General features: G+C 66.2%; 23 protein-coding genes. 15 read left to right on the forward strand and 8 right to left on the reverse strand.

Annotated elements, in window-relative coordinates; genetic code table 11:
- Positions 1-3 precede the first annotated feature (3 nt).
- Positions 4-588: a M14 family metallopeptidase gene (locus tag BSG17_RS11075; RefSeq protein WP_089824018.1), complete on the forward strand. Its 585-nt coding sequence runs from the start codon at positions 4-6 to the stop codon at positions 586-588.
- Here BSG17_RS11075 and BSG17_RS11080 read toward each other — a convergent pair.
- Complete coding sequence (locus BSG17_RS11080; protein ID WP_089824020.1) at positions 585-1,727, reverse strand: acyl-CoA dehydrogenase; 1,143 nt, start codon at positions 1,725-1,727, stop codon at positions 585-587. The genes BSG17_RS11075 and BSG17_RS11080 overlap by 4 nt on opposite strands.
- Positions 1,728-1,841: 114 nt before the next feature.
- On the opposite strand from BSG17_RS11080, the gene BSG17_RS11085 reads away from it, so the two are divergent.
- The gene (locus BSG17_RS11085; RefSeq protein ID WP_089824022.1) at positions 1,842-2,912 is read left to right on the forward strand and encodes a phytoene/squalene synthase family protein; all 1,071 of its coding nucleotides are present in this window, start codon (positions 1,842-1,844) and stop codon (positions 2,910-2,912) included.
- 37 nt (positions 2,913-2,949) lie between these two features.
- Here the strand turns inward: BSG17_RS11085 and BSG17_RS11090 are convergent, their stop codons facing one another.
- Both BSG17_RS11090 and BSG17_RS11095 read right to left on the reverse strand, forming a co-directional pair.
- Positions 2,950-3,144, reverse strand: coding sequence for a hypothetical protein (locus BSG17_RS11090; RefSeq protein WP_089824024.1), 195 nt, complete (start codon positions 3,142-3,144; stop codon positions 2,950-2,952).
- 29 nt (positions 3,145-3,173) lie between these two features.
- The gene (locus BSG17_RS11095) at positions 3,174-3,734 is read right to left on the reverse strand and encodes an NUDIX domain-containing protein (RefSeq protein ID WP_089824026.1); all 561 of its coding nucleotides are present in this window, start codon (positions 3,732-3,734) and stop codon (positions 3,174-3,176) included.
- A gap of 145 nt (positions 3,735-3,879) precedes the next feature.
- Here BSG17_RS11095 and BSG17_RS11100 point away from each other — a divergent pair, with 145 nt between their 5' ends.
- Positions 3,880-4,095 (forward strand): DUF1918 domain-containing protein, encoded by a 216-nt coding sequence (locus tag BSG17_RS11100; RefSeq protein WP_089824028.1) that lies wholly within the window; start codon positions 3,880-3,882, stop codon positions 4,093-4,095.
- Between the two features lie 61 nt (positions 4,096-4,156).
- Entirely contained in the window at positions 4,157-4,597 is a 441-nt protein-coding gene (locus BSG17_RS11105; RefSeq protein ID WP_089824030.1) for an RNA-binding protein, read from the forward strand.
- A gap of 27 nt (positions 4,598-4,624) precedes the next feature.
- Here BSG17_RS11105 and BSG17_RS11110 read toward each other — a convergent pair whose 3' ends face one another.
- Positions 4,625-5,185, reverse strand: coding sequence for a thioredoxin family protein (locus tag BSG17_RS11110; RefSeq protein ID WP_089824032.1), 561 nt, complete (start codon positions 5,183-5,185; stop codon positions 4,625-4,627).
- A gap of 141 nt (positions 5,186-5,326) precedes the next feature.
- Here BSG17_RS11110 and fer point away from each other — a divergent pair, with 141 nt between their 5' ends.
- The 5 genes from fer to BSG17_RS11135 all read left to right on the forward strand — a co-directional run bounded on the left by fer (position 5,327) and on the right by BSG17_RS11135 (position 10,397).
- Positions 5,327-6,064, forward strand: coding sequence for a ferredoxin Fer (gene fer, locus BSG17_RS11115; RefSeq protein ID WP_089824033.1), 738 nt, complete (start codon positions 5,327-5,329; stop codon positions 6,062-6,064).
- Between the two features lie 97 nt (positions 6,065-6,161).
- On the forward strand, positions 6,162-7,580 hold the full coding sequence (locus BSG17_RS11120) for an arylsulfotransferase family protein (RefSeq protein ID WP_089824035.1): 1,419 nt from the start codon (positions 6,162-6,164) through the stop codon (positions 7,578-7,580).
- A gap of 96 nt (positions 7,581-7,676) precedes the next feature.
- Positions 7,677-8,165 (forward strand): Lrp/AsnC family transcriptional regulator, encoded by a 489-nt coding sequence (locus BSG17_RS11125; protein ID WP_089824037.1) that lies wholly within the window; start codon positions 7,677-7,679, stop codon positions 8,163-8,165.
- A complete protein-coding gene (locus BSG17_RS11130; RefSeq protein WP_089824039.1) occupies positions 8,162-9,298 on the forward strand; it encodes a pyridoxal phosphate-dependent aminotransferase in 1,137 nt (378 codons plus the stop codon). The genes BSG17_RS11125 and BSG17_RS11130 overlap by 4 nt, the downstream gene beginning before the upstream one ends.
- A gap of 175 nt (positions 9,299-9,473) precedes the next feature.
- Entirely contained in the window at positions 9,474-10,397 is a 924-nt protein-coding gene (locus BSG17_RS11135) for a CBS domain-containing protein (RefSeq protein ID WP_089824040.1), read from the forward strand.
- Between the two features lie 6 nt (positions 10,398-10,403).
- Here BSG17_RS11135 and BSG17_RS11140 read toward each other — a convergent pair whose 3' ends face one another.
- Positions 10,404-11,561 carry an NAD(P)/FAD-dependent oxidoreductase gene (locus tag BSG17_RS11140; protein WP_089824042.1) on the reverse strand — a complete coding sequence of 386 codons (1,158 nt, stop codon included), beginning with the start codon at positions 11,559-11,561 and terminating at the stop codon, positions 10,404-10,406.
- A 77-nt stretch (positions 11,562-11,638) separates the two neighbouring features.
- Between BSG17_RS11140 and BSG17_RS11145 the strand changes: the two genes are divergently transcribed.
- From BSG17_RS11145 to BSG17_RS11155, 3 genes are all read left to right on the forward strand, one after another.
- Positions 11,639-12,613 carry an ornithine cyclodeaminase family protein gene (locus BSG17_RS11145; protein WP_089824044.1) on the forward strand — a complete coding sequence of 325 codons (975 nt, stop codon included), beginning with the start codon at positions 11,639-11,641 and terminating at the stop codon, positions 12,611-12,613.
- Positions 12,614-12,796: 183 nt separating this feature from the next.
- The gene (locus BSG17_RS11150) at positions 12,797-13,645 is read left to right on the forward strand and encodes a ParA family protein (RefSeq protein ID WP_089824046.1); all 849 of its coding nucleotides are present in this window, start codon (positions 12,797-12,799) and stop codon (positions 13,643-13,645) included.
- The gene (locus tag BSG17_RS11155) at positions 13,642-14,043 is read left to right on the forward strand and encodes a DUF7970 domain-containing protein (protein ID WP_089824048.1); all 402 of its coding nucleotides are present in this window, start codon (positions 13,642-13,644) and stop codon (positions 14,041-14,043) included. The genes BSG17_RS11150 and BSG17_RS11155 overlap by 4 nt, the downstream gene beginning before the upstream one ends.
- A gap of 19 nt (positions 14,044-14,062) precedes the next feature.
- On the opposite strand, the gene BSG17_RS11160 is transcribed toward BSG17_RS11155, so the two are convergent.
- Together BSG17_RS11160 and BSG17_RS11165 are read right to left on the reverse strand one after the other, a co-directional pair.
- The gene (locus BSG17_RS11160; RefSeq protein ID WP_089824050.1) at positions 14,063-14,650 is read right to left on the reverse strand and encodes a HalX domain-containing protein; all 588 of its coding nucleotides are present in this window, start codon (positions 14,648-14,650) and stop codon (positions 14,063-14,065) included.
- 91 nt (positions 14,651-14,741) lie between these two features.
- On the reverse strand, positions 14,742-15,839 hold the full coding sequence (locus BSG17_RS11165; RefSeq protein ID WP_089824052.1) for a TrmB family transcriptional regulator: 1,098 nt from the start codon (positions 15,837-15,839) through the stop codon (positions 14,742-14,744).
- Between the two features lie 197 nt (positions 15,840-16,036).
- Here BSG17_RS11165 and BSG17_RS28240 point away from each other — a divergent pair, with 197 nt between their 5' ends.
- Complete coding sequence (locus BSG17_RS28240; protein WP_280141168.1) at positions 16,037-16,165, forward strand: hypothetical protein; 129 nt, start codon at positions 16,037-16,039, stop codon at positions 16,163-16,165.
- Positions 16,166-16,229: 64 nt separating this feature from the next.
- On the opposite strand, the gene guaB is transcribed toward BSG17_RS28240, so the two are convergent.
- Entirely contained in the window at positions 16,230-17,726 is a 1,497-nt protein-coding gene (gene guaB, locus BSG17_RS11170) for an IMP dehydrogenase (protein WP_089824054.1), read from the reverse strand.
- A 306-nt stretch (positions 17,727-18,032) separates the two neighbouring features.
- Between guaB and BSG17_RS11175 the strand changes: the two genes are divergently transcribed.
- A complete protein-coding gene (locus BSG17_RS11175) occupies positions 18,033-18,218 on the forward strand; it encodes a DUF8099 family protein (RefSeq protein ID WP_089824056.1) in 186 nt (61 codons plus the stop codon).
- A 6-nt stretch (positions 18,219-18,224) separates the two neighbouring features.
- Positions 18,225-19,169, forward strand: coding sequence for a DUF5794 domain-containing protein (locus tag BSG17_RS11180; protein WP_089824058.1), 945 nt, complete (start codon positions 18,225-18,227; stop codon positions 19,167-19,169).
- Positions 19,170-19,175: the final 6 nt, after the last annotated feature.

The raw sequence follows: 19,175 nt of genomic DNA on the forward strand, positions 1-19,175 counted from the left end.
GAAGTGAGCGGCTGGAAGACGGCGAGTGCCGCGACCGAGTGGGAGATCGACGCCGGTACGCTGGTCGTGCTACCGACGGCGAACGTCCAGGCCGTCGAACGTGAGAGCAGAACCTACCCGGAGGGGAGAGACCTGAACCGACAGTTCGAGCGCGGGAAGCCCCCGAAGACGCAGCTCGCTCACGACATCTGGTACACCATCGTCCGCCACGACCCGGACGTGCTCGTCGACCTCCACAGTTCGATGGGGTTCCAGGCGGACGACGACGGCTACGTCGGGCAGAACATCTTTCACTCTCAGCGGGGGACGATGGGGCCGGACGCCGAGGAGGCGACGGCGTACCTCAACGAGAACTACGTCCCCGAATCGCGAAAGCCGAGGTACGCGTTCGTCACGACGACGATGAGCAAGAACCTCGCGATGATCGCCGACAAGGCGCGGGCCGATCTCGGCATCCCGACGGCCATCTTCGAGGTGACGGAGGCCGACCTGCCGGTGGAGACGCGCGCCGCGTGGACCGAGGCGTACACCCGGTGGATATTCCACCACTGGGGACTAAAAGAGCTCCAGAAAACAGGTTCCGTCTAGTCGAGCAGCTGCGCGGCGATAGTGTTACGCAGGATCTCCGACGTCCCCTCGTAGATCTCGTTCAGCTTGGCGTCGCGGTAGTAGCGCTCGACCGGGAAGTCCTTCGTGTAGCCGTAGCCGCCGTGAATCTGGATACCCTCGTTCGCCACTTCGCGGGAGATCTCGGAGGCGTAGAGCTTCGCCTGTGCGGCCTCCTTGATGAACCGCTCGCCGCGGATCTTCTTGTCCGCCGCCCGGTGCATGAGCAGTTTGGCGCACTGGACCTTCGTGTCCATGTCGGCCAACTTGTGCTGGATGGCCTGGAACTCCGAGATGGGCTGCTCGAACTGCTCGCGGTCCTGTGCGTACTGCAGCGAGTCTTCGAGCGCCGCGCGGGCGATGCCGATAGAGCGGGCAGCGATGGTGATGCGGCCGCCGTTGAGCGTCTTCAGCGCGTGGACGAACCCGTCGCCCTCCTCGCCGAGCAGACGGTCCTCGGGGATGCGCATGTCGTCGAAGCGGAGTTCGGCCGTCGGACAGCCCTTGTCGCCGAGTTTGTCCTCGGTCCCTTCGACGACGAAGCCGTCGTCCTCCTCCGGACGGACGACGAACGAGGAGATTCCCTTCCTGCCGGCGTCGGGGTCGGTCTTCGCGAAGACCGTCACCGTATCGGCGACAGAGCCGTTCGAGATCCAGAGTTTGCCGCCGTCGACGACGTATTCGTCGCCGTCTTTCTCGGCCGTCGTCGTCATCGCCGGCACGTCGCTGCCCGCGCCGGCCTCCGAGAGCGCGAACGCGCCGACGTCGGTCCCCTCGTTCAGCGGCGTGAGATACTCCTGCTTCTGCTTCTCGTCTCCGAACTCGTAGAGCATGTTGCCCGCGAGACTGGTGTGGGCGGCGACGATGGTCCCCAGTCCGCCCGAACCGCGGGAGATCTCTTCGAGGCCGATCGCGTAGGAGTGGTAGTCGAGGCCCGCGCCGCCGTACTCCTCGGGGAACGGCATCCCCATCAGTCCGAGTTCCGCCATCTCGTCGACCAGTTCTCGAGGGAACTCGTCAGTCTCGTCGATGTCGGCGGCGACGGGCTTGATCTCCTCGTCGACGAACTCCGCGACCATGTCGCGAATCTGCTTCTGTTCAGTGGAGAGGCTGAAGTCCATAACCCCACGTTCGGGCCTCACTGCTTTAGGCTTTCTACATGGTTCATGGTGACCGACAGAGGCAGTGTGGGCAAGACACTTTTTATCCCCCGATTCCAATGCCCTTTCACTTGAATGTCTGGAGACACACTCGACCGACCGCCCGGCGACGAGGCTGACCTCGCGTGGTGCCACGAGTCAGTACAGGGCGTCTCACGCACCTTCGCACTGACCGTCGACGTGCTTGACGAACCGATGTCGTCGTACATCTGCGTCGGCTATCTCGTCTGTCGGATCGCCGACACCGTCGAGGACGCGGGCCACATCCCCCCGGCCGACCAAGCAGATATTCTCCGGCTGTACGACGCCGCGCTCGACCCCGACGACGACACCGACATCGAGGCGTTCGTCGAAGCCGTCGAACCGTACGTCCCCGAAGAGCGCACCGAGGACTGGAACGTCGTCATCAACGCGACGCGTGTCGTCCGGACGTTCGAGGCACTCCCGGCCGACGTCCGAGAGGCCGTCATCCCGCCGGCCCGCGAACTCGTCCAGGGGATGGCGATGTTCGTCGAGCGCTACGCCGACACCGACGGGCTCCGCATCCAGTCGCGTGAAGAGCTCGAGGAGTACTGTTACTACGCCGCCGGAACGGTCGGCAATCTCATCACCAACCTCGTCACGCGCGGCGACATCGACGACGAGCGTCGCAACCGCCTCTACGAGACCGCCGAGGAGTTCGGCCTCCTCCTCCAACTGGTGAACATCGCGAAGGACGTCCACAGCGACTACGAGGAGGAGAACAACGTCTATCTCCCCGCCGACTGGCTGGCCGACGAGGGGGTCCCACAGGACGAGGTCGTCGCTCCCGAACACGAACCGCAGGCCGCGAACGTCGTCGCGCGGACGGCCCGACACGCCCGGTCGTTCCTCGACGACGCCCAGACCTACCTCGAGACGGTCCCGCTGACCGACGGCAACACCGTCGCGGCGTGGGGGATCCCGTATCTCCTCGCAGTCGGGACGCTCCGTGAACTGCTCGCCAACCCGGAGGACGCCCTCTCGGACCGCGGGGTGAAGGTCTCCAGACAGGAGGTGTTCGCCGTCGTCTCGACGATGACCGGCGGCAGCGGCGACTCGCTGGGCGAACTCCGCGAGTCGATCCAACACACCCCCTACCACCGCGTCCAGACGCAGGCCGACTGAGGCCGGTCCCGGTTCGACCGATGATCGATCCGAACGCCTACCGGTCCCGCTCCGGCCCGTGAACGACCGGGAACGTCGTCTCACAGCTGTCGCACGTCGCCGTCGTCTCGGTCAGGTCGTCTCGCCGGTCGTCGCCTTCTCCCGGCTCCGCCGTTACGAACCGTCGCCCCGTCGGGAGCGACAGGTAGGTCGACGCGCCGCAAGCTGGACAGGAGACGCTGATGAGTCCCATATCTGGGGGGAGACGCCGGTTCCGTTTAGCTACCACGACTGCCGTCGACGCCACGCGACGAGGTCGGCGCGGTCGCGGGTGTCCGGCGGGAGGTCGGCGAACCAGCGGGCGGCGGAGATCTCGTCGTCGGGGTCGGCGACGGTGGGTTCGAACGACGTCGCACGCGCTTCGAAGACGGGGAGGACACCCCACGTCCGGTAGCTGTCGCACTCGACGCTGACGCGCGTCGTCATCGCCAACCCGTCGTAGTCGGCGTCGACGCCGGCCTCCTCGGCGAGTTCGCGCTCGGCGGCCTCGCGGAAGCTCTCGTCGGGCCTGACGCCGCCGCCGGGGAGCACCCACTTGTCGACGCCCTCGTGGCGGACCAAGAGGAGTTCGCCCGAGTCGCGGTAGACGATGGTGTGGGCTCCGAACGGCGCGCCGCACTGCTTGATCCGCGTCGCGAGCGTGCGGAACCGGGGACGCGACACTCGGTTCGTCCGCTCGTGTTCGACGAACCCGTCGTGGCGGTCGTCGAGCGTGTGGTACGCCTGTTCGGCCTGTTGACTCGCTTCGTCCGCGAGGAACCAGAGTTCGTCGACGGTCGTCATTCCTCGTGACGGTCGGGTGGTCGACGGCGATGCAGACGACGTGAGAGTGACATACCCTCTTCTAGATGGGGACGGAAAAATAAGGCTTCGACGCCGTCCGCAGGGGAATCATCGGCCTTTTATTCGGAGCGGCGGAAGGTCGGGTATGAGCTTCGAGAAAGACGACAAGGTCGTCCTGAACGACAAGCACAGCGAGTTCGACGGCGAGACTGGCACCATCACACAGGTGATGGAGTCGATGTTCGGCGAAGCAACTTACACCGTTAGCTTCGACGACGGACAGGAGGTCGGCATCGCCGCCGACCAGCTCGAGGCCGCAGACGACGTCGACGCCGACGAAGACGAAGCCGACGAAGCGTAACCGACGTCGACGCGACGCCCGAGAAGCAGGCCTTTTTCCCTCCGCCCTCGTAGCACTCTTCATGTCGAGCGTGCCGTTTCACTATATCGACCTTCGTACGTTCTGCTACGCCACCGAAGACGAGAAACGCGTCACCGAGGCGGTCCGGACGTTCCTCCCCGAGGAGTTCGAGATCGACCGCGTCGAGAACGCCGGCCACCACGGCGACCGCATCGTCGTCCTCTCGGCCCGCGTCGAGCGCGCGGACGACATCCGCCACGTGCTCACCAGACTCAGCGAACTCCCCGACGTCGAGACCGTCATGGACGAACTCGACGACCGCGTCGACGACAACTGCGCGTTCTTCCTGACGCTCGACAAACAGGCCGCGTTCAAAGGCGAGGTCAGACGCGGGGCGGGTCTCACCCTCCGTGCGAAGGTCGAGGCGTATCCGGCGAAGCGGGAGGCCGCCATCGAGAACGCCCGGAACGCCCTCGAAGACGTCCGGTCGACGGCCGAGTAGACACGCTCGGGTCGGCCGGTCGTCCTCTCAGTTCTTCCACTTGATCGAACAGCCGCGGGAGGGCATATCCTCGAACGGGACGTCGTCGTCGGCGAGGACGGCGTCGATGGCCTCACGGATGTAGAACTCCGTCGGGTCGTCGTCGGGGTTGAGCGCGTCGTCGACGCGGCCGTGGTACGCGAGGACGAACCCGTCGCCCTCGCGGGCGAACAGGAACGGGTCGGGCGTACAGACCGCGCCGTACTCGCGAGCGACCTCCTGTGACTCGTCGCGCAGGTAGGCGTCGTACCGGATGCGACCCTCCTCGACCCACTCGCGCATCGTCTCGAAGGAGTCGTCAGGGTACTCCTCGGCGTCGTTGGGGTTGATGCCGACGACGGCGACGTCGTCGTACTCGGCGGCGACGTCGTTCAGGAGGTCGATCTTCGCCTGTGCGTAGGGGCAGTGGTTGCAGGTAAACACGACGAGCAGCGCCTCCTCGTCCGCAAACGAGTCGAGCGTGTACGTCTCGCCGTCGGTTCCGGGCAGTTCGAACGCGGGTGCGGCGTCCCCGCGCGTCAGTTCTGAGTCGGACTCCATCGTCACCATGGTCGTCTGTCCCTTGGACCGTCACGGACTAATCGGTTCTGGAGGGGTGACTGCCTCTACCCTGTCGACGCGACCGGGAAGGGAGCGGGCAGCAGTCGCCGATGAATCAGCATTTATGGCTCGCCCCCCCTAATCACGCGTGTGGATTCTCCGTTCGAGATTCTCGGCATCGAGTCGGACGCCGACGACGACGAGGTCGTCCGTGCGTACCGAAAGCGAGTGAAGGAGGCTCACCCCGACCAGGGCGGGTCGACGCGCGAGTTCCTGTTGGTCCAGACGGCCTACGAGAAGATCCAAGACGGCCACGCCGACGAACCGCTCGAGATCGAGCGTGCGGACCGAGCGAACGACGACACTGCCAGCCGGAACGGCCACGACCCCGCACACGAGGCGACTAACGGTGCCGGCGGCGCCGACGATGCCGACCACGAGGACGAAGACGACGAGCAGGAGGAGGGCTACCGCGTCGAGTATCTCAACTACGAGACGCTCGCGGACCACGGGTGGGACCTCGGCGACGACGACTTATTCGAGAAGGCGGCCGACGCGAACCTCGATCCCGAGGACTACGGCCAACTGTCGTTCACCTCGGACAAGAACCTGCTCGCCGCGGCCGAGAAGTGCGGCTACCCGTGGCCCTACGCGTGTCGCGGCGGTGCGTGCGCGAACTGCGCCATCGCCGTCGTCGAGGGGGAGGTGGAGATGCCCTCGAACCACATCCTCTCGCAGGAGATGGTCGACCGCGGACTTCGACTCTCCTGCATCAGCGTGCCGAAGACGGACGAACTGAAGATCATCTACAACGTGAAGTCGCTGCCGGGGCTGGAGGAGCTTCGACTCCCCGCCCAGCAGTTCGACAAGGCCCGCTCGAACGACTAAGACAGAACGCTCAAACCTGGGTGTCTCGTACCCTTCCTCTGATGGACCGGAACACGAGCCACCAGTCGACAGCAGTTTTCGACGCAGACACGACGACATGAGCAGGATCTCCAAACGCCACCTTCGGATCGCCCTCGCCTCGGTGATCGTCCTCTCCGTGGTCGGCGTCGGTTACGGGTTCGCACAGTCGTCGTCCGAGACGACGTTCGAGTCACACCTGACCGGCGACGGCGACGTCACCACCGACGACCCGATCGCCCCCGAGGCCGACGGCATCACCGTCGTCGCCACCGACTCGAACTCCTGGCGCGGCGAACGAAGCGAAGGCCCGCGCGCCCTGGCCGAACTGGTCGCGTTCAACCCCGACGGGAGCGTTCTCTACTACAACGACTCCCACACCCGATACTGGGACGTCGACCCCGTTGAGGGGACACAGGCGACCGTCGAGTACTCCTACGCGGACCACCTCGAATCCGAGGAGTGCCCAACCGAGTGGAACCCGAGCGACTACGGCGTCGATCAGGAGACGTGGGACACGTACTACGACGTCCACAGCGAGGCCGGTGCCTGTACGTACAACGGCGTCGAGCGAGTGAACCTCTCGACCGGTGAGTCCGAGCAGGTCTGGGGTCACGCTACGCCGGGGAAGGAGGCGACTCGCTACCACGACGTCGACCGCCTCAACGAGACGCATCTCGTCGTCGCCGACATCTTCCTCGACGGCGTGTTCGTCGTGAACACCGAGACCGACGAGGTCGAGTGGCGCTGGAACGCCACCGAATCGCTCTCCACCGAGGACACCGGCGGCGAGTTCCCGAAAGACTGGTCGCACATCAACGACGTCGAGGTGCTCGACGACGGCCGCATCATGGTCAGTCCGCGGAACATGGACCGCGTCGTGTTCCTGCAACCGAATTCGACGTCGCTCGACAAGGAGTGGACGCTCGGCGAGGAGGACGACTACAGCGTCCTCTACGAGCAGCACAACCCCGACTTCATCAACGAAAGCAACGGCGGCCCGGCGGCGATCGTCGCCGACAGCGAGAACAACCGCGTCCTCGAGTACCAGCGCACCGACGACGGTGAGTGGGAACGGACGTGGATCTGGCGCGACGCCCGGATGCAGTGGCCCCGCGACGCCGATCGCCTGCCCAACGGTCACACGCTGATCTCGGATTCGAACGGCAACCGCGTCTTCGAGGTCGACGAGAACGGCGAGATCGTCTGGGACGTCAACATCGCCTTCCCCTACGAGGCGGAGCGACTGGGGACGGGCGACGAGTCGACGAACGGTCCCAGCGCCCAGTCGGCCGACGTCGACTCTCGCACCGGGAACGTCGGCGACCAGTTCTGGATCGCCGTCAAGAACTTCATCCCCGGGAAGTATCTGAACGGGCTGATGTACATCACGCCCGTCTGGATGGGGGTTCCCGAGGTGTTCGCCGTCGTGCTGGGCGCGCTGGCCGCGCTGACGTGGGGCGGACTCGAGGCGAACTGGCGTCTCCGCGAGCGCTGACGCAGGTCGCGGAACCGAATCGCCGTTTCGTATCGTGCCATGCCGTGTATTGCGGCGGTGGCAAACACTTTTGTCCGTGACGGAGAGGGGGTTGGTATGGACGCGAAACGAGAACTCCTCGACCTCCTGTTGTCGAACGCCCGCGAAGACACCGACGACCTCGCACGTCAGATCGGACGAGACGCGGCGGAGGTCGAGTCTCTCATCGCGGAACTGGAGGCCGACGGTACCGTCCGCGGCTACCAGGCCGTCGTCGACTGGGACCGCGTCGACGAGGAGCACGTGCAGGCAGAGGTGGAACTGAACGTCGAACTCGACCGCGAGACGGGGTACGAGGAGATCGCCCGGCGGATCACGAAGTTCCCGCAGGTCGCCTCCTTGCGACTCATCAGCGGCGACTACGACTTCGCCGTCGACGTCGAGGGCGACTCGATGCACGACGTCTCGAACTTCGTCTCCGAACAGATCGCGCCGATCCCGGAGGTCACCCAGACGGTGACGCACTTCGTGATGGAGACCTACAAGGAGCGGGGCATCGAGTTCGGCGACCGCGACGACGACGACCGTCTCTCCGTCTCACCATGAAGCTCGCAGACAGAGTGCAGCAGGTCCCACCGTCGGGTATCCGGCGGTTCTTCGAACTCGCAGAGGAGAAAGACGAGGTCATCTCTCTCGGCGTGGGCGAACCCGACTTCAGCGCGCCGTGGGCCGCCCGGTCTGCCGCCATCGACTCGCTGGAACGGGGGAAGACCTCCTACACCGCCAACCGCGGTCGGCGTGACCTTCGACAGGCCATCTCCGAGCACGTCACCCGGTACGACCAGTCGTACGACCCCGACGAGGAGATCCTCGTCACCTCCGGCGCGAGCGAGGCCGTCGACGTCGCGATGCGGGCACTCGTCGACCCCGGCGACACCGTCGCCGTCCACCAGCCGTCGTACATCTCCTACGTCCCGGGTGTCGTCTTCGCCGGCGGCGAACCGCTCGCCGTGCCGACGCGGATGGAGAACGACTTCAAACTCACGTACGAGGACCTCGAGGCGGCTGGCGCGGCCGACGCCGACGTGCTCGTGCTCTGCTATCCGAACAACCCGACCGGCGCGACGATGGACCGCGAGGACCTCGCGGAGGTCGCCGAGTTCGTCCGGGAACACGACCTCGCCGTCCTCGCCGACGAGATCTACGCGGCGCTGACGTACTCGGGAGAGCACACCTCCATCGCGACGCTCCCCGGGATGCGCGAGCGGACGGTCGTCTTCAACGGGTTCTCGAAGGCCTACGCGATGACCGGGCTCCGACTCGGCTACGCGCTCGGTCCGTCGGACGCCATCGGCGCCATGAACCGCATCCACCAGTACTCGATGCTCTCGGCCCCGACGACGGCGCAGTTCGCGGCGCTGGAGGCCCTGCGCAGTTGCGACGACGAGGTCGTCGAGATGCGGACGCAGTACAACCGGCGTCGCCGGTTCGTGCTCTCGCGGTTCAACGAGATGGGGCTGGACTGCTTCGAGGCGAAGGGCGCGTTCTACGCGTTCCCCCACTGCGGCGGCGACGACGAGGCGTTCGCCGAGGCGCTCCTCGAAGAGCAGAACGTCGCCGTCGTCCCCGGTCGGATCTTCGGCGACGGCGGCGAGGGCCACCTCCGCGTGTCGTACGCGACGGGGATGAACGACCTCAGAGAGGCGCTCGACCGCATCGAGACGTTCGTCTCGTCGTAACCCGCGAGCGCCGCCCTCGGAGGAGGACGGCGAATAAATCCCATACGGAGATACACAGTGTCGGGTTCTGGTGGCACCCCACCCGAGAAGCTACGAGAACGGGACAGTCCCTCCTGACGCTCTTTCCGATATTTCGCCCAAAGAGCATACCAGTACGTGTTCCGTTTCGTACACGATGCTCGTCTCCATCCCCGTGTCAGAAGTTATGACTGCCGACGTGCGGACGATTGCACCCGATGCGACGGCCCGAGAGGTGGCCGTCAAACTCGTCGAGGGAGAGGTCGACTCACTCATCGTGTGCCGAGACAGCGACCCGGTGGGTATCGTCACCGAATCCGACCTCACCCACATCTTGGCTGCCGACACCGACCCCGACACGACGACCGTCTCGGAGTTCGCCTCCGAACCGCTAGTCACGGTCGGCTACGACGACGACATCACGGAGGCGGCGAGACTGCTTCGCGAAGAGCGAATCGAACATCTCCCGGTCACCGACGGGGACGAACTCGTCGGGATGCTCGCGACGACCGACCTCTCGTACTACCTTCCGCGCTACGCGCGCCCCGAACCAGCGTCGAAACCACCCGAAGAGACGACGTACGTCGTCCGTCCGGAGACGGCGCTCGAAGACCCCGAGTGGGAATTCGAGTGTCGGTGTCTCGAGCGGGGGCGCGTCGCCGTCGGCGACGTCGCCGAGTTCACGAAGACCCTCAGTCGGGAGGACGTCGAACGGTTCGCGACGAGCACCGGCGACACGAACCGTCTCCATCTCGAAGACGAGTACGCCGCGGAGACCCGATTCGGGCGGCGCATCGCCCACGGCGCGCTCGCTGCAGGACTCGTCAGCGCCGCACTCGCTCGACTCCCGGGGCTGACGGTGTATCTCTCGCAGGATCTCTCGTTCCAGGCACCGGTCGAGATCGGCAGTCGGGCCACGGCCTCCTGTGAGATCGTCGAGGATCTCGGCGGCGACCGCTACCGACTGACGACCGACGTCTACACCGAAGACGACACGCAGGCTATCGAGGGCGAGGCGGTCGTCCTCATCGACGACCTCCCGGAGTCCGTGAACGTCGCCGTCGACGAGATCGGCGAGTAACGACCGCTACGCGACGTTGCGTTCGACGAGACTCTCCCCGTCGACGAAACGGTCGCTGTGGAGGTCGCCGACGTCGACGAGCGACGCGCAGCCGTCACAGACGAGTTCCGCCACGAGCCGTCCCGTCGCCGGCGCGTGCTGGAAGCCGTGGCCGGAGAACCCTGCGGCGGTGACGAACCCGGGGACTGTCTCCTCGACGATGGGGTGGTGGTCGGGCGTGACGGCGTAGAGGCCGGCCCACCCGCGTCGGATACGAGAGTCGGGACCGAAGTAGCCCGCACAGTCGGCGGCGCGTTCGAGCGCCGTCGCGGCCCACTCGAGGTCGATCGACTGGCAGTAGTCGTCGGGGTCTTGGTCCGGATCGGTCGCCTCGAAGTGTCCGCCGACGATGGCTGCCCCCTCCCGCTCGGGACGGAAGTACGACCCCGTGTCGAGGTCGATCGTCAGCGGAACGTCCTCCGGGAGGGGCGTCTCGGGGTCGACGACCAGCGCCTGTCGGCGCCGCGGCGCGATGGGGAGATCGACGTCGGCCAGCGCGGCGACGTCCGCCGCCCACGCGCCGGCGGCGTCGACGACGTGCGTCGCCTCGACGTGTTCGCCGCCCGCGTCGACGCCCGTGACTCGCCCCGCCCCGCCGCGCTCGCGGTGTATCGCCGTCACCGGCGTCTTCGTGCGAACGTCGACTCCTGCCTCTCGGGCCGCGGTCGCGAACCCTTGGAGGGCGAGATACGGATCGGCGAAGCCGTCGGTCGGCGAGTAGGTGGCGGCCTGGAACTGCTCTGCGTGCAACGCCGGACAGTGCTCGCGGGCGGTCTCGGGGTCGAGCAGTTCGCTCGGGACGCCCCGCTCCCGCTGCATCGCGACGTTCTCGCGGAACGCCTCGGCGGTCGCCGCCGTCCGAGCGAGAAAGAGGTAGCCGACCTGCCGGTAGCCGATGTCGACGCCGAACTCCGCCTCGAAGCGGTCCCAGACCCGCATGCTCTCGACGGAGAGTTCGACGTTCACCGGCGTCGAGAACTGTGCGCGGATCCCGCCGGCCGAGCGCTCGGTGCTCCCACCGCCGACGGTCCCCCTCTCGCAGACGACGACGTCTCGGCCGCGAGTCGCGAGGTAGTAGGCGCTCGCGAGTCCGACGATCCCCCCTCCGACGACGACGACGGTCATGGGGGAGCTACTGCACATCATCTGATAAACGTTGGCACGGGACAACCGCTAACTGGGTCCCGGCGCAACGGGGGAGTATGGTTCGGTTCCTGTCGGACGACGACGTCGCCGCCGTACTCGACCTCGAGTCGCTCCTCCCAGTGCTCGAGGAGGCGTTCGTCAAGCAGGGTCGCGGCGAGGTCGAACGCCCGGAGCGCCCGCACTACCCCATCGGGAGGGGTCTCGTTGGCGACGACCCGCTCGGGACGGCGCTGACGATGCCGGCCTACGTTCACGGCGCGACCTACTTCGCGACGAAACTCGCGAGCGTCCACGAGGGCAACGCCGAACGGGGGTTGCCGACGGTGAACGCGACGATCGCACTGGCGGACGCGGAGACGGGGCTGCCGGCGGCCTACATGGCCGGGACGCGGGTCACTAACGCACGGACGGGCTGTATCGGCGGTCTCGCGGCCGCGCATCTGGCGGCGAGCGAACCGGTCACGCTCGGCGTCGTCGGCGCGGGGACGCAGGCGCGGTGGCAGACGCGAGCGATCGCCGCGGCGACGGACGTCGAACGCGTCTCCGTCTACTCGCCGAGCGACTCGCGGGAGGCCTGCGCGGCGGCGCTCCGCGAGGAGGGTCTCGAAGCGACGGCGGTCGACTCGCCGGAGGCGGCGCTCGCAGGGTCGTCGGTGGTCGTCACGGCGACGACGAGCATCGATCCCGTCTTCGACGGCGACGCGCTCGAACCGGGGACGTTGGTCGTCGCCGTCGGTGCCTACACGCCGTCGATGCGCGAACTCGACGCGAGGACGATAGAGCGAGCGGCGCGGGTCTTCGCCGACGTCCCCGAGGAGGCCGTCACCGTCGGAGACCTCGCGGCCGTCGGCTTCGAGGTCGAGGACCTCCACCCGCTCTCTGCGGTCTTCGAGGGGGAGGTCGGCCGAGCGACGGCCGACGAGATACTCGTCGTCGACTCTGTCGGGTCGGCGGTGCTCGACGCCGCGGCCGCCGAACAGCTGCTCGACCGCGCGAGCGAGGCGGACGTCGGGACGACCATTCCGCTGTGAGCCCCGAACGGGACGGTAACGACCCCACAGTCGAAGTCTCACCGATTGGGCTGCTATTTCTCGGTTGTCTCTACAGATAGCTGGATAGCTGTCTGGAGAAATGTCTGGATATCTCTCTATCTGTACTCTCCGGTACGAGTGTCTGACGGAACTTTATGTAGGGTTCTACGGTAGACCCGGCGTATGAAACGGGCTGTCACTCTGTGGAGCGAATCCGGTGGTGTCGGAAAGACGACGTTGGCGACGAACACCGCCGCGGCGCTCGGACGACGCGGTGCCGACGTGCTGGTCGTCGACCTCGACCCGCAACTCGGCAGTCTCACCGACCACGTCGGCTACGGCGAGCTGAAGACCGGCGACCGCGACCACCTCGGCGACGTGCTCCTCGCGGAGGACGGCGACGCGAGCGACCTCGTCGTCGACGCCGGCGCGTTCGACCTCATCCCCTCTCACGAGGCACTGGCCAACATCGAAAGCGAGATGGCCGCCCGCGGGACGAACCTCCGAGAGTTCCGCCTCCGGTCGGCGTTGGCGCCGCTGGCAGCGGAGTACGACTACTTCCTCATCGACCCGCCGGCGACGCTCAACGTGCTCGTCGACAACGCGCTCGTCGCCGCCCGCGACGTCGTCATCCCCATCGAGTTGACCCGGAAGGGGAGCGTCTCGATCGACGGTCTCGAAGACACGCTCGACAGTATGCAGCGCGGCTTCCAGACGTTCGACGAGGACTTTCGGCTGGGCATCGTCGCGGTCGTCCCCAACGAGGTGGGCGACTCGAACATCTACCGCGAGGTGCGCGAGCAGTTAGAGGGTGAGGGGAAACCGGTCACGCCGTTCGGTATCCGCAAGCGCGACGTGCTGAAACAGGCGTGGCAGGCGCAGATGGATCTGTTCACCTTCGCGGAGTCCTCGGAGACGCGCGAACTCCGGGACTACGAGAAGGACCTGCTCGACCAGTTCGAGGCGGTCGCGCGTATCGTCGAGGAAGGGAGCGTCGACGCCGCGGCGACGCCCGAGGAGGTGGCTCGATGACGAAAGACGACCGGTACGGTTCGGCCGGCGACACCTACGGGTCGAGCGGTGACAGCTACGAGGAGTCGCCGTCGACCGGTCGTAACGGAGGCGACGCGACCCCCGTCCACGAGATAGACGACGCCGAGTCGGCGACACAGTCGGACGGGTCCGGCGTCGCCGACCTCCCGTTCATCTTCGCGCGGCGGACGGTGAAGGCAGACCGCGACGCGCTGCCCGTCTACGTTCGCGAGACGACGGCGGCGGAGCTGGACGAACTGGAACGGGAGATAGACGAGCGGTTCGGCGGCGACGACGTGATGTCGCTCGACGTCCGCGAGGCGGTGGTGAGAGCCGGGCTTCGGAACGTCGATGACGTCGTCGACGTGATGGAGGCGTGGGGGTACGGCCGCCGTTAGTCGCCGCTACAGGTCCGGATCACTCTTTCTCGCTCGTCTCGCGGTCGAGGTCCCGATAGAAGCCGACGAACGAGTCGTGGTCGTCGACGCCGCCGACGGTCTCGTCGAGGTCGGACTGGAGCGCTTCGATGCGCGCGGTGAGTTCGGCGTACTCGTCGCTCTCCTCGAGTTCCGACCCTCCTTTCTCCGCTTCGAGGAGCGCCTTCTTCGACGCGAGCGAGAACAGCTCTTGGACGCCTTCGTCGTAGTCGTTTCGCGTACAGAGCGTCGAGACGGTCTCCCGGAGCGCCTCCTTCGTGACGGGTTTGACGAGGTAGTCGTCGAACCCCATCGCGACGATGTCGAAGTCCGGTTCGACGGCCGTCACCATCGCGACGCGACAGTCGATACCGCGGTCGCGCACGGCCTCCAGCACTTCGTCGCCCGACAGGCCGGGCATCCGCCGGTCCAACAGGACGACGTCGACCTCGTCGTCGAGCGCGTCGAGCGCCTCGTATCCTCCGTAGGCGGTCCGAACGCGGTACTCGCTGCTCAGCCACGTCGCGTACAGGTCGGCGAGATCGCGCTCGTCTTCGACCACGAGGACGAGCGGGGGTGCGTCACTCATTTGTCGGTCAGTGGTGCCGTGTCAACACTCACGCCCTGCAATGGTCCGTGCGACTATATCAAAATACCACTTGGTGTTCAATTTAGGTCGTTCACCGTTCGAGTACGTGGGAGTTCTCCTCGATCGCCTCGATGGTGATGCGGGTCGCCTCGACCTCCTCGAGCACCGACCCCCAGCCGCCGACGGTGAGCACGTCCCGATCGGTCTCGACGGAGATGGCGACCTGTCCGGCCAACTGCGACAGCGGCGGCGACCCCTCCGTCGACCCCATCCCCTCGTAGAGGAGATCGACGACGGTTCCGCTGATGGAGACGCTCTCGCCCGTGTCGGTCGCGAACCCCTCGACCGTCACCGTGAGTCCGACGCCCGCCTCGAGCAACGGTTCGATGTCGCGGACGCAGCGTCGGATGTCGGCGTAGGACATCGGTGGGTCGTCGGGGCGGCCGTCGTAGACGACGTCCCACACCTCCCACAGACACGTCTGGAAGTACCAGTGGAACACGTAGGTCAGCGTGTAGTCGTCCACCAACACGCCGTACTGGTTGAGCGACCCCGCGTGCGGAGCGAAGCAGGTCTCGGTCCGGTCGACGAGGGCGACGAACGGCGTCGGGAGCTCCCGGTGGCGGACCTCCGTCGCAACGTCTTCGAACGCCGACTGTGGGGGGAGCTCCTGCCTTTCGGTCGGCGGCGTGTGGATCGAGATCTTGACGATGGCACCGTTGTCGACGGCTGCCTGCAGCGCCGGACGCAACTCGCGGAACTGCGCAACCGTCACCGAGAGTTGGACCTCGTACTCGGCGTCTCTGATGGTCGCGGCCGCCCGGTCGAAGACGGTGTCGAACCGTTTGACGATGCTGACCTTGTGGCGGTCGACCTCCGGCTGTTCCCACCGCTCTTCGATCTCGTCGGCGGCGTCGACGAGCATCTCCGCGCGTCCGCGGAGGTCCGCGAGGACGTCCTCGGGGTTCCGTGCGCGCGCGTGAAGACTATCTTGGTCGTACGTCTCGATGTAGTCTTTCGACTCCAGATCGCGCAACACGTCGTAGATCCGGGCGGTCGGGACGGCACACGCGTCGGCGAGCTCGGTCGCACTCGCAGAGCCCAACTGAAGCAGCGTGTTGTACGCCTCGGCCTGATACTGCGAGAGCCCCGCGTCCTCCAGGGCACCCCGTAACTCCGCAGAGTCCATTATCGAGGGTTCACGCCCCACACGGATATTAATGCGTTCCCTCGGCTCGGAGGAGTTTATCGAGGTGTCGTCGACGGCGCCGTATATCCGACCTCGACACGCAGCCGCGTCTCCGCTGTACCGTCGGCGGCGGCCGCTTCTGTCTGCACTGACCGCCACAACGGATTTGACCGTCCGGCGACAACTCCCGGTGGACCATGAGCGACTTCGAGAGTTACGACTGTACGAACTGTGGCGAATCGTTCCGCGCGTTAGGCGGATCGAACGCGGCGGAGAACGGGTACTGCAGTCCGAAGTGCGAAGTCGAAGGAGACGGACTCGACTGACGCGTCACTCGCATCCCCGGGCGACCCTCGTCGTCGACGACGCTCGGGGGCGATCGTCCCGTCGCTACTCGTCGGGACTGTAGTTCGGCGCTTCGTCCGTGATCATCACGTCGTGCGGGTGGCCCTCGGTCTGGCCGGCCGCAGAGACACGAACGAACTGGGATTTCTCCTTGAACGCTGGGATGGTCACGGCACCGACGTACCCCATGCCGGACTGCATCCCGCCGACGAGCTGGTGGAGTTCGGAGGCGAGACTCCCCTTGTACGGCGTGGCGGCCTCGACGCCTTCGGGGACGAACTCCTCGTCCTCTTCGGCCTCTTTGAGATAGCGGTCGCCGCCGCCGGACTTCATCGCGCCGACGCTGCCCATGCCGCGGTACTGCTTGTACTTCTTGCCGTTCATCGTGATGACGCGACCCGGCGCCTCGTCGGTGCCGGCGAAGTAGGAACCGAGCATCACCGCGTCGGCACCGGCGGCGACCGCCTTGATGGCGTCGCCGGAGTAGCGGATACCGCCGTCGGCGATGACGGGGACGCCCTCGGGGGCGGCGACGTCGGCCACCTCGGCGACCGCCGAGATCTGCGGCATGCCGGAGCCGGAGACGACGCGCGTGGTACAGATCGACCCCGGGCCGATGCCGACTTTGATACCGTCGGCGAAGTCGACGACCGCCTCGGCGGCCTCGCGGGTACCGACGTTGCCGACGACGACGTCGGCGTCGACGTTCTCTTTGATCGCGCGGGCGGCGTCGATGACGTTCAGGTTGTGTGCGTGCGCACAGTCGATGAACAGCACGTCCGCGCCGGCCTCGTCGGCGGCGACGGCACGTTCCTCGTCGAACGGGCCGACGGCGACGCCGCAGAGCAGCGACCCGTCGTCGTCGCGGGCGGCGTTCTCGTGTTCGCGGCGCTGGAGGATGCCCTGCATCGTGACCAGTCCGACGAGGCGGTTCTCCTCGTCGACGATGGGGACGCGCTCGATCTTGTAGTCGTACATCAGCTCGAGCGCCTCACGCGCAGTGACGTCTTCGCCGGCGGTGATGACCTCGTCGGTCATCGCCTCGCGGACGGCGTCGGACTCGCCGACCTCGAGGTACGGTCGGATGTCGGTGCCGGAGATGATTCCCAGCACCGTGTCGTCGTCGTCGACGACGGGTGCACCGGAGACGCCCGCACGCTCCATCATCGTGTCGACCTCGCTGACAGTCTGGTCGGGACTCGCGGTGACGACGTCGTCGCGGGCGATGACGAGTTCGTCGGCACGCTTGATGCGTCCGATCTCCTCGACCATCTCGTCGACGGTCATGTTTCGGTGGAGAACTCCGAGACCACCTTCGCGGGCCATCCCGATGGCCATGTCGCTCGTAGTGACGGTGTCCATCGCTGCCGAGAGGATAGGGATGTTGAGCTCGACGTTCGTCGAGACGCGTGTCGAGACGTCGGCGTCGTCGGGTTCGACCCGACTCTCCATCGGGCGGAGCAACACGTCGTCGAAGGTCAACGACTCGGGTACGCGCAGTTTCTCCGAAAAGGACTCTCGTTCGGGAACGTCGTTCGCCATATAAATCGTGAACTCTCCCGGGGCAAAAGCGTTGCGAGTCAGCACGTCCGTGCGTTCTATTCACAGAGAATCCCACCATAATAGTCACGTTTGTGTAACGCGTTCCGGCGGCGGCGGCCCGCGGAGGCGCCCGAATCCTGCCCGAATAATCACCCTAGTCACGCGTTCACAATGACGGTGTGTCGAAGAATATTGCCGATTCGCTACGTTCTCAAGGCGAGTTTAAGTAGTGTACTGTAGTATCTGTTGTCACATGCGGCCACGTCCCACACAACGTTTATTACTTTACTCCCACACAGTTGAGACATGGACTCCGACAGTCTCGCTGCATCGCGCATTGCCGGTCAGATGATCCCCGTATCCGGCGTCTCCTTTACAGCGATGTGGCGAACATTTAAACCGGAGTCGAATTTCGGATTTTTCGGATCCGACGGCGCGGCTTCGGGAGAGTTGCGTTCGTATCGCCGTTTGGCCGATGGTGACGGCCGTTAGTTCCGAATGAGTGTCTCACAGCATCCGGTCGCTCTCCGACTCGAGCAACAGGTAGGCGGCGCGACGAAACTCCTCGCGACGGTGATGGGGCTCCCACTCGTCGACGGCATCCTGCCGGCGCTCATCGTCGCAGGCGCGTTACAGACGCCGACCGACATCGTCGAGACCGGACTCCTCGTCTTCGGGGGGTCGGCGACGATGGCGGTCATCCTCGCGGAGATGGAGGGTACCCGCCGCGAACAGGTGCTCTCGATCCTGCTGTTGGCGGCCATCCTCCTGCCGGTCGCCGCACTGGAGGCGATGTTCGCCCAGACGTTAGCGAACGTGCTCGATCTCGACACCTTCCAGCGGTTCGCGGGCATCGTCATCCTCGCGATCGCCGCGAAGACGGCCTCCTCGAAGGTCGGCGAGTATCTGCCGAGCCCGGGTGCCATCATCGGACTCGGACTCGTCGCGAGCTTCGACCCCTCCGGTGGCGGTCTCGAACTGACGCCGGAGATGGCGACGGTGTTCCCGGCCGTCGCCGCCGTCGGCGTGGGGCTGGCCTTCGCGCTCACGGTGGCGCTGCTCGCACCTCGCCTGCGTGGCGTGGTCGACATCGACCTGTTCCGCTTCGGTAGTTCGGTCGCGCTCGGGATGCTGGCGCTGTCGGTGCTGGGCGTCCCCGGCATCCCCAGCGACGCACCGATCGCGCTCGTCACGCTCGGCGTGACGGCCGTCTTCGCGCTCGACCCCAACTCGGGGTCGACGCTCGAGGCGTCCGAGTCGGTCGACGCGGACGCCGCCGTCCCCGACGGTGGCGACGACGAGAACGAGGCCTCGGACGTCGACGCCGACGAGACGGACCCGGCGGTCGACGACGTCCCGGACCCGACGACCGCCGAGTCGGACGACTCCGACTCCGGCTACGGCTACCCCGGCGAAGACGAGGCTCGCGCTCCCTGGCTCTGAGCGGGT

Source organism: Halogranum amylolyticum (genome assembly GCF_900110465.1).
GTDB classification, from domain to species: Archaea; Halobacteriota; Halobacteria; order Halobacteriales; family Haloferacaceae; genus Halogranum; species Halogranum amylolyticum.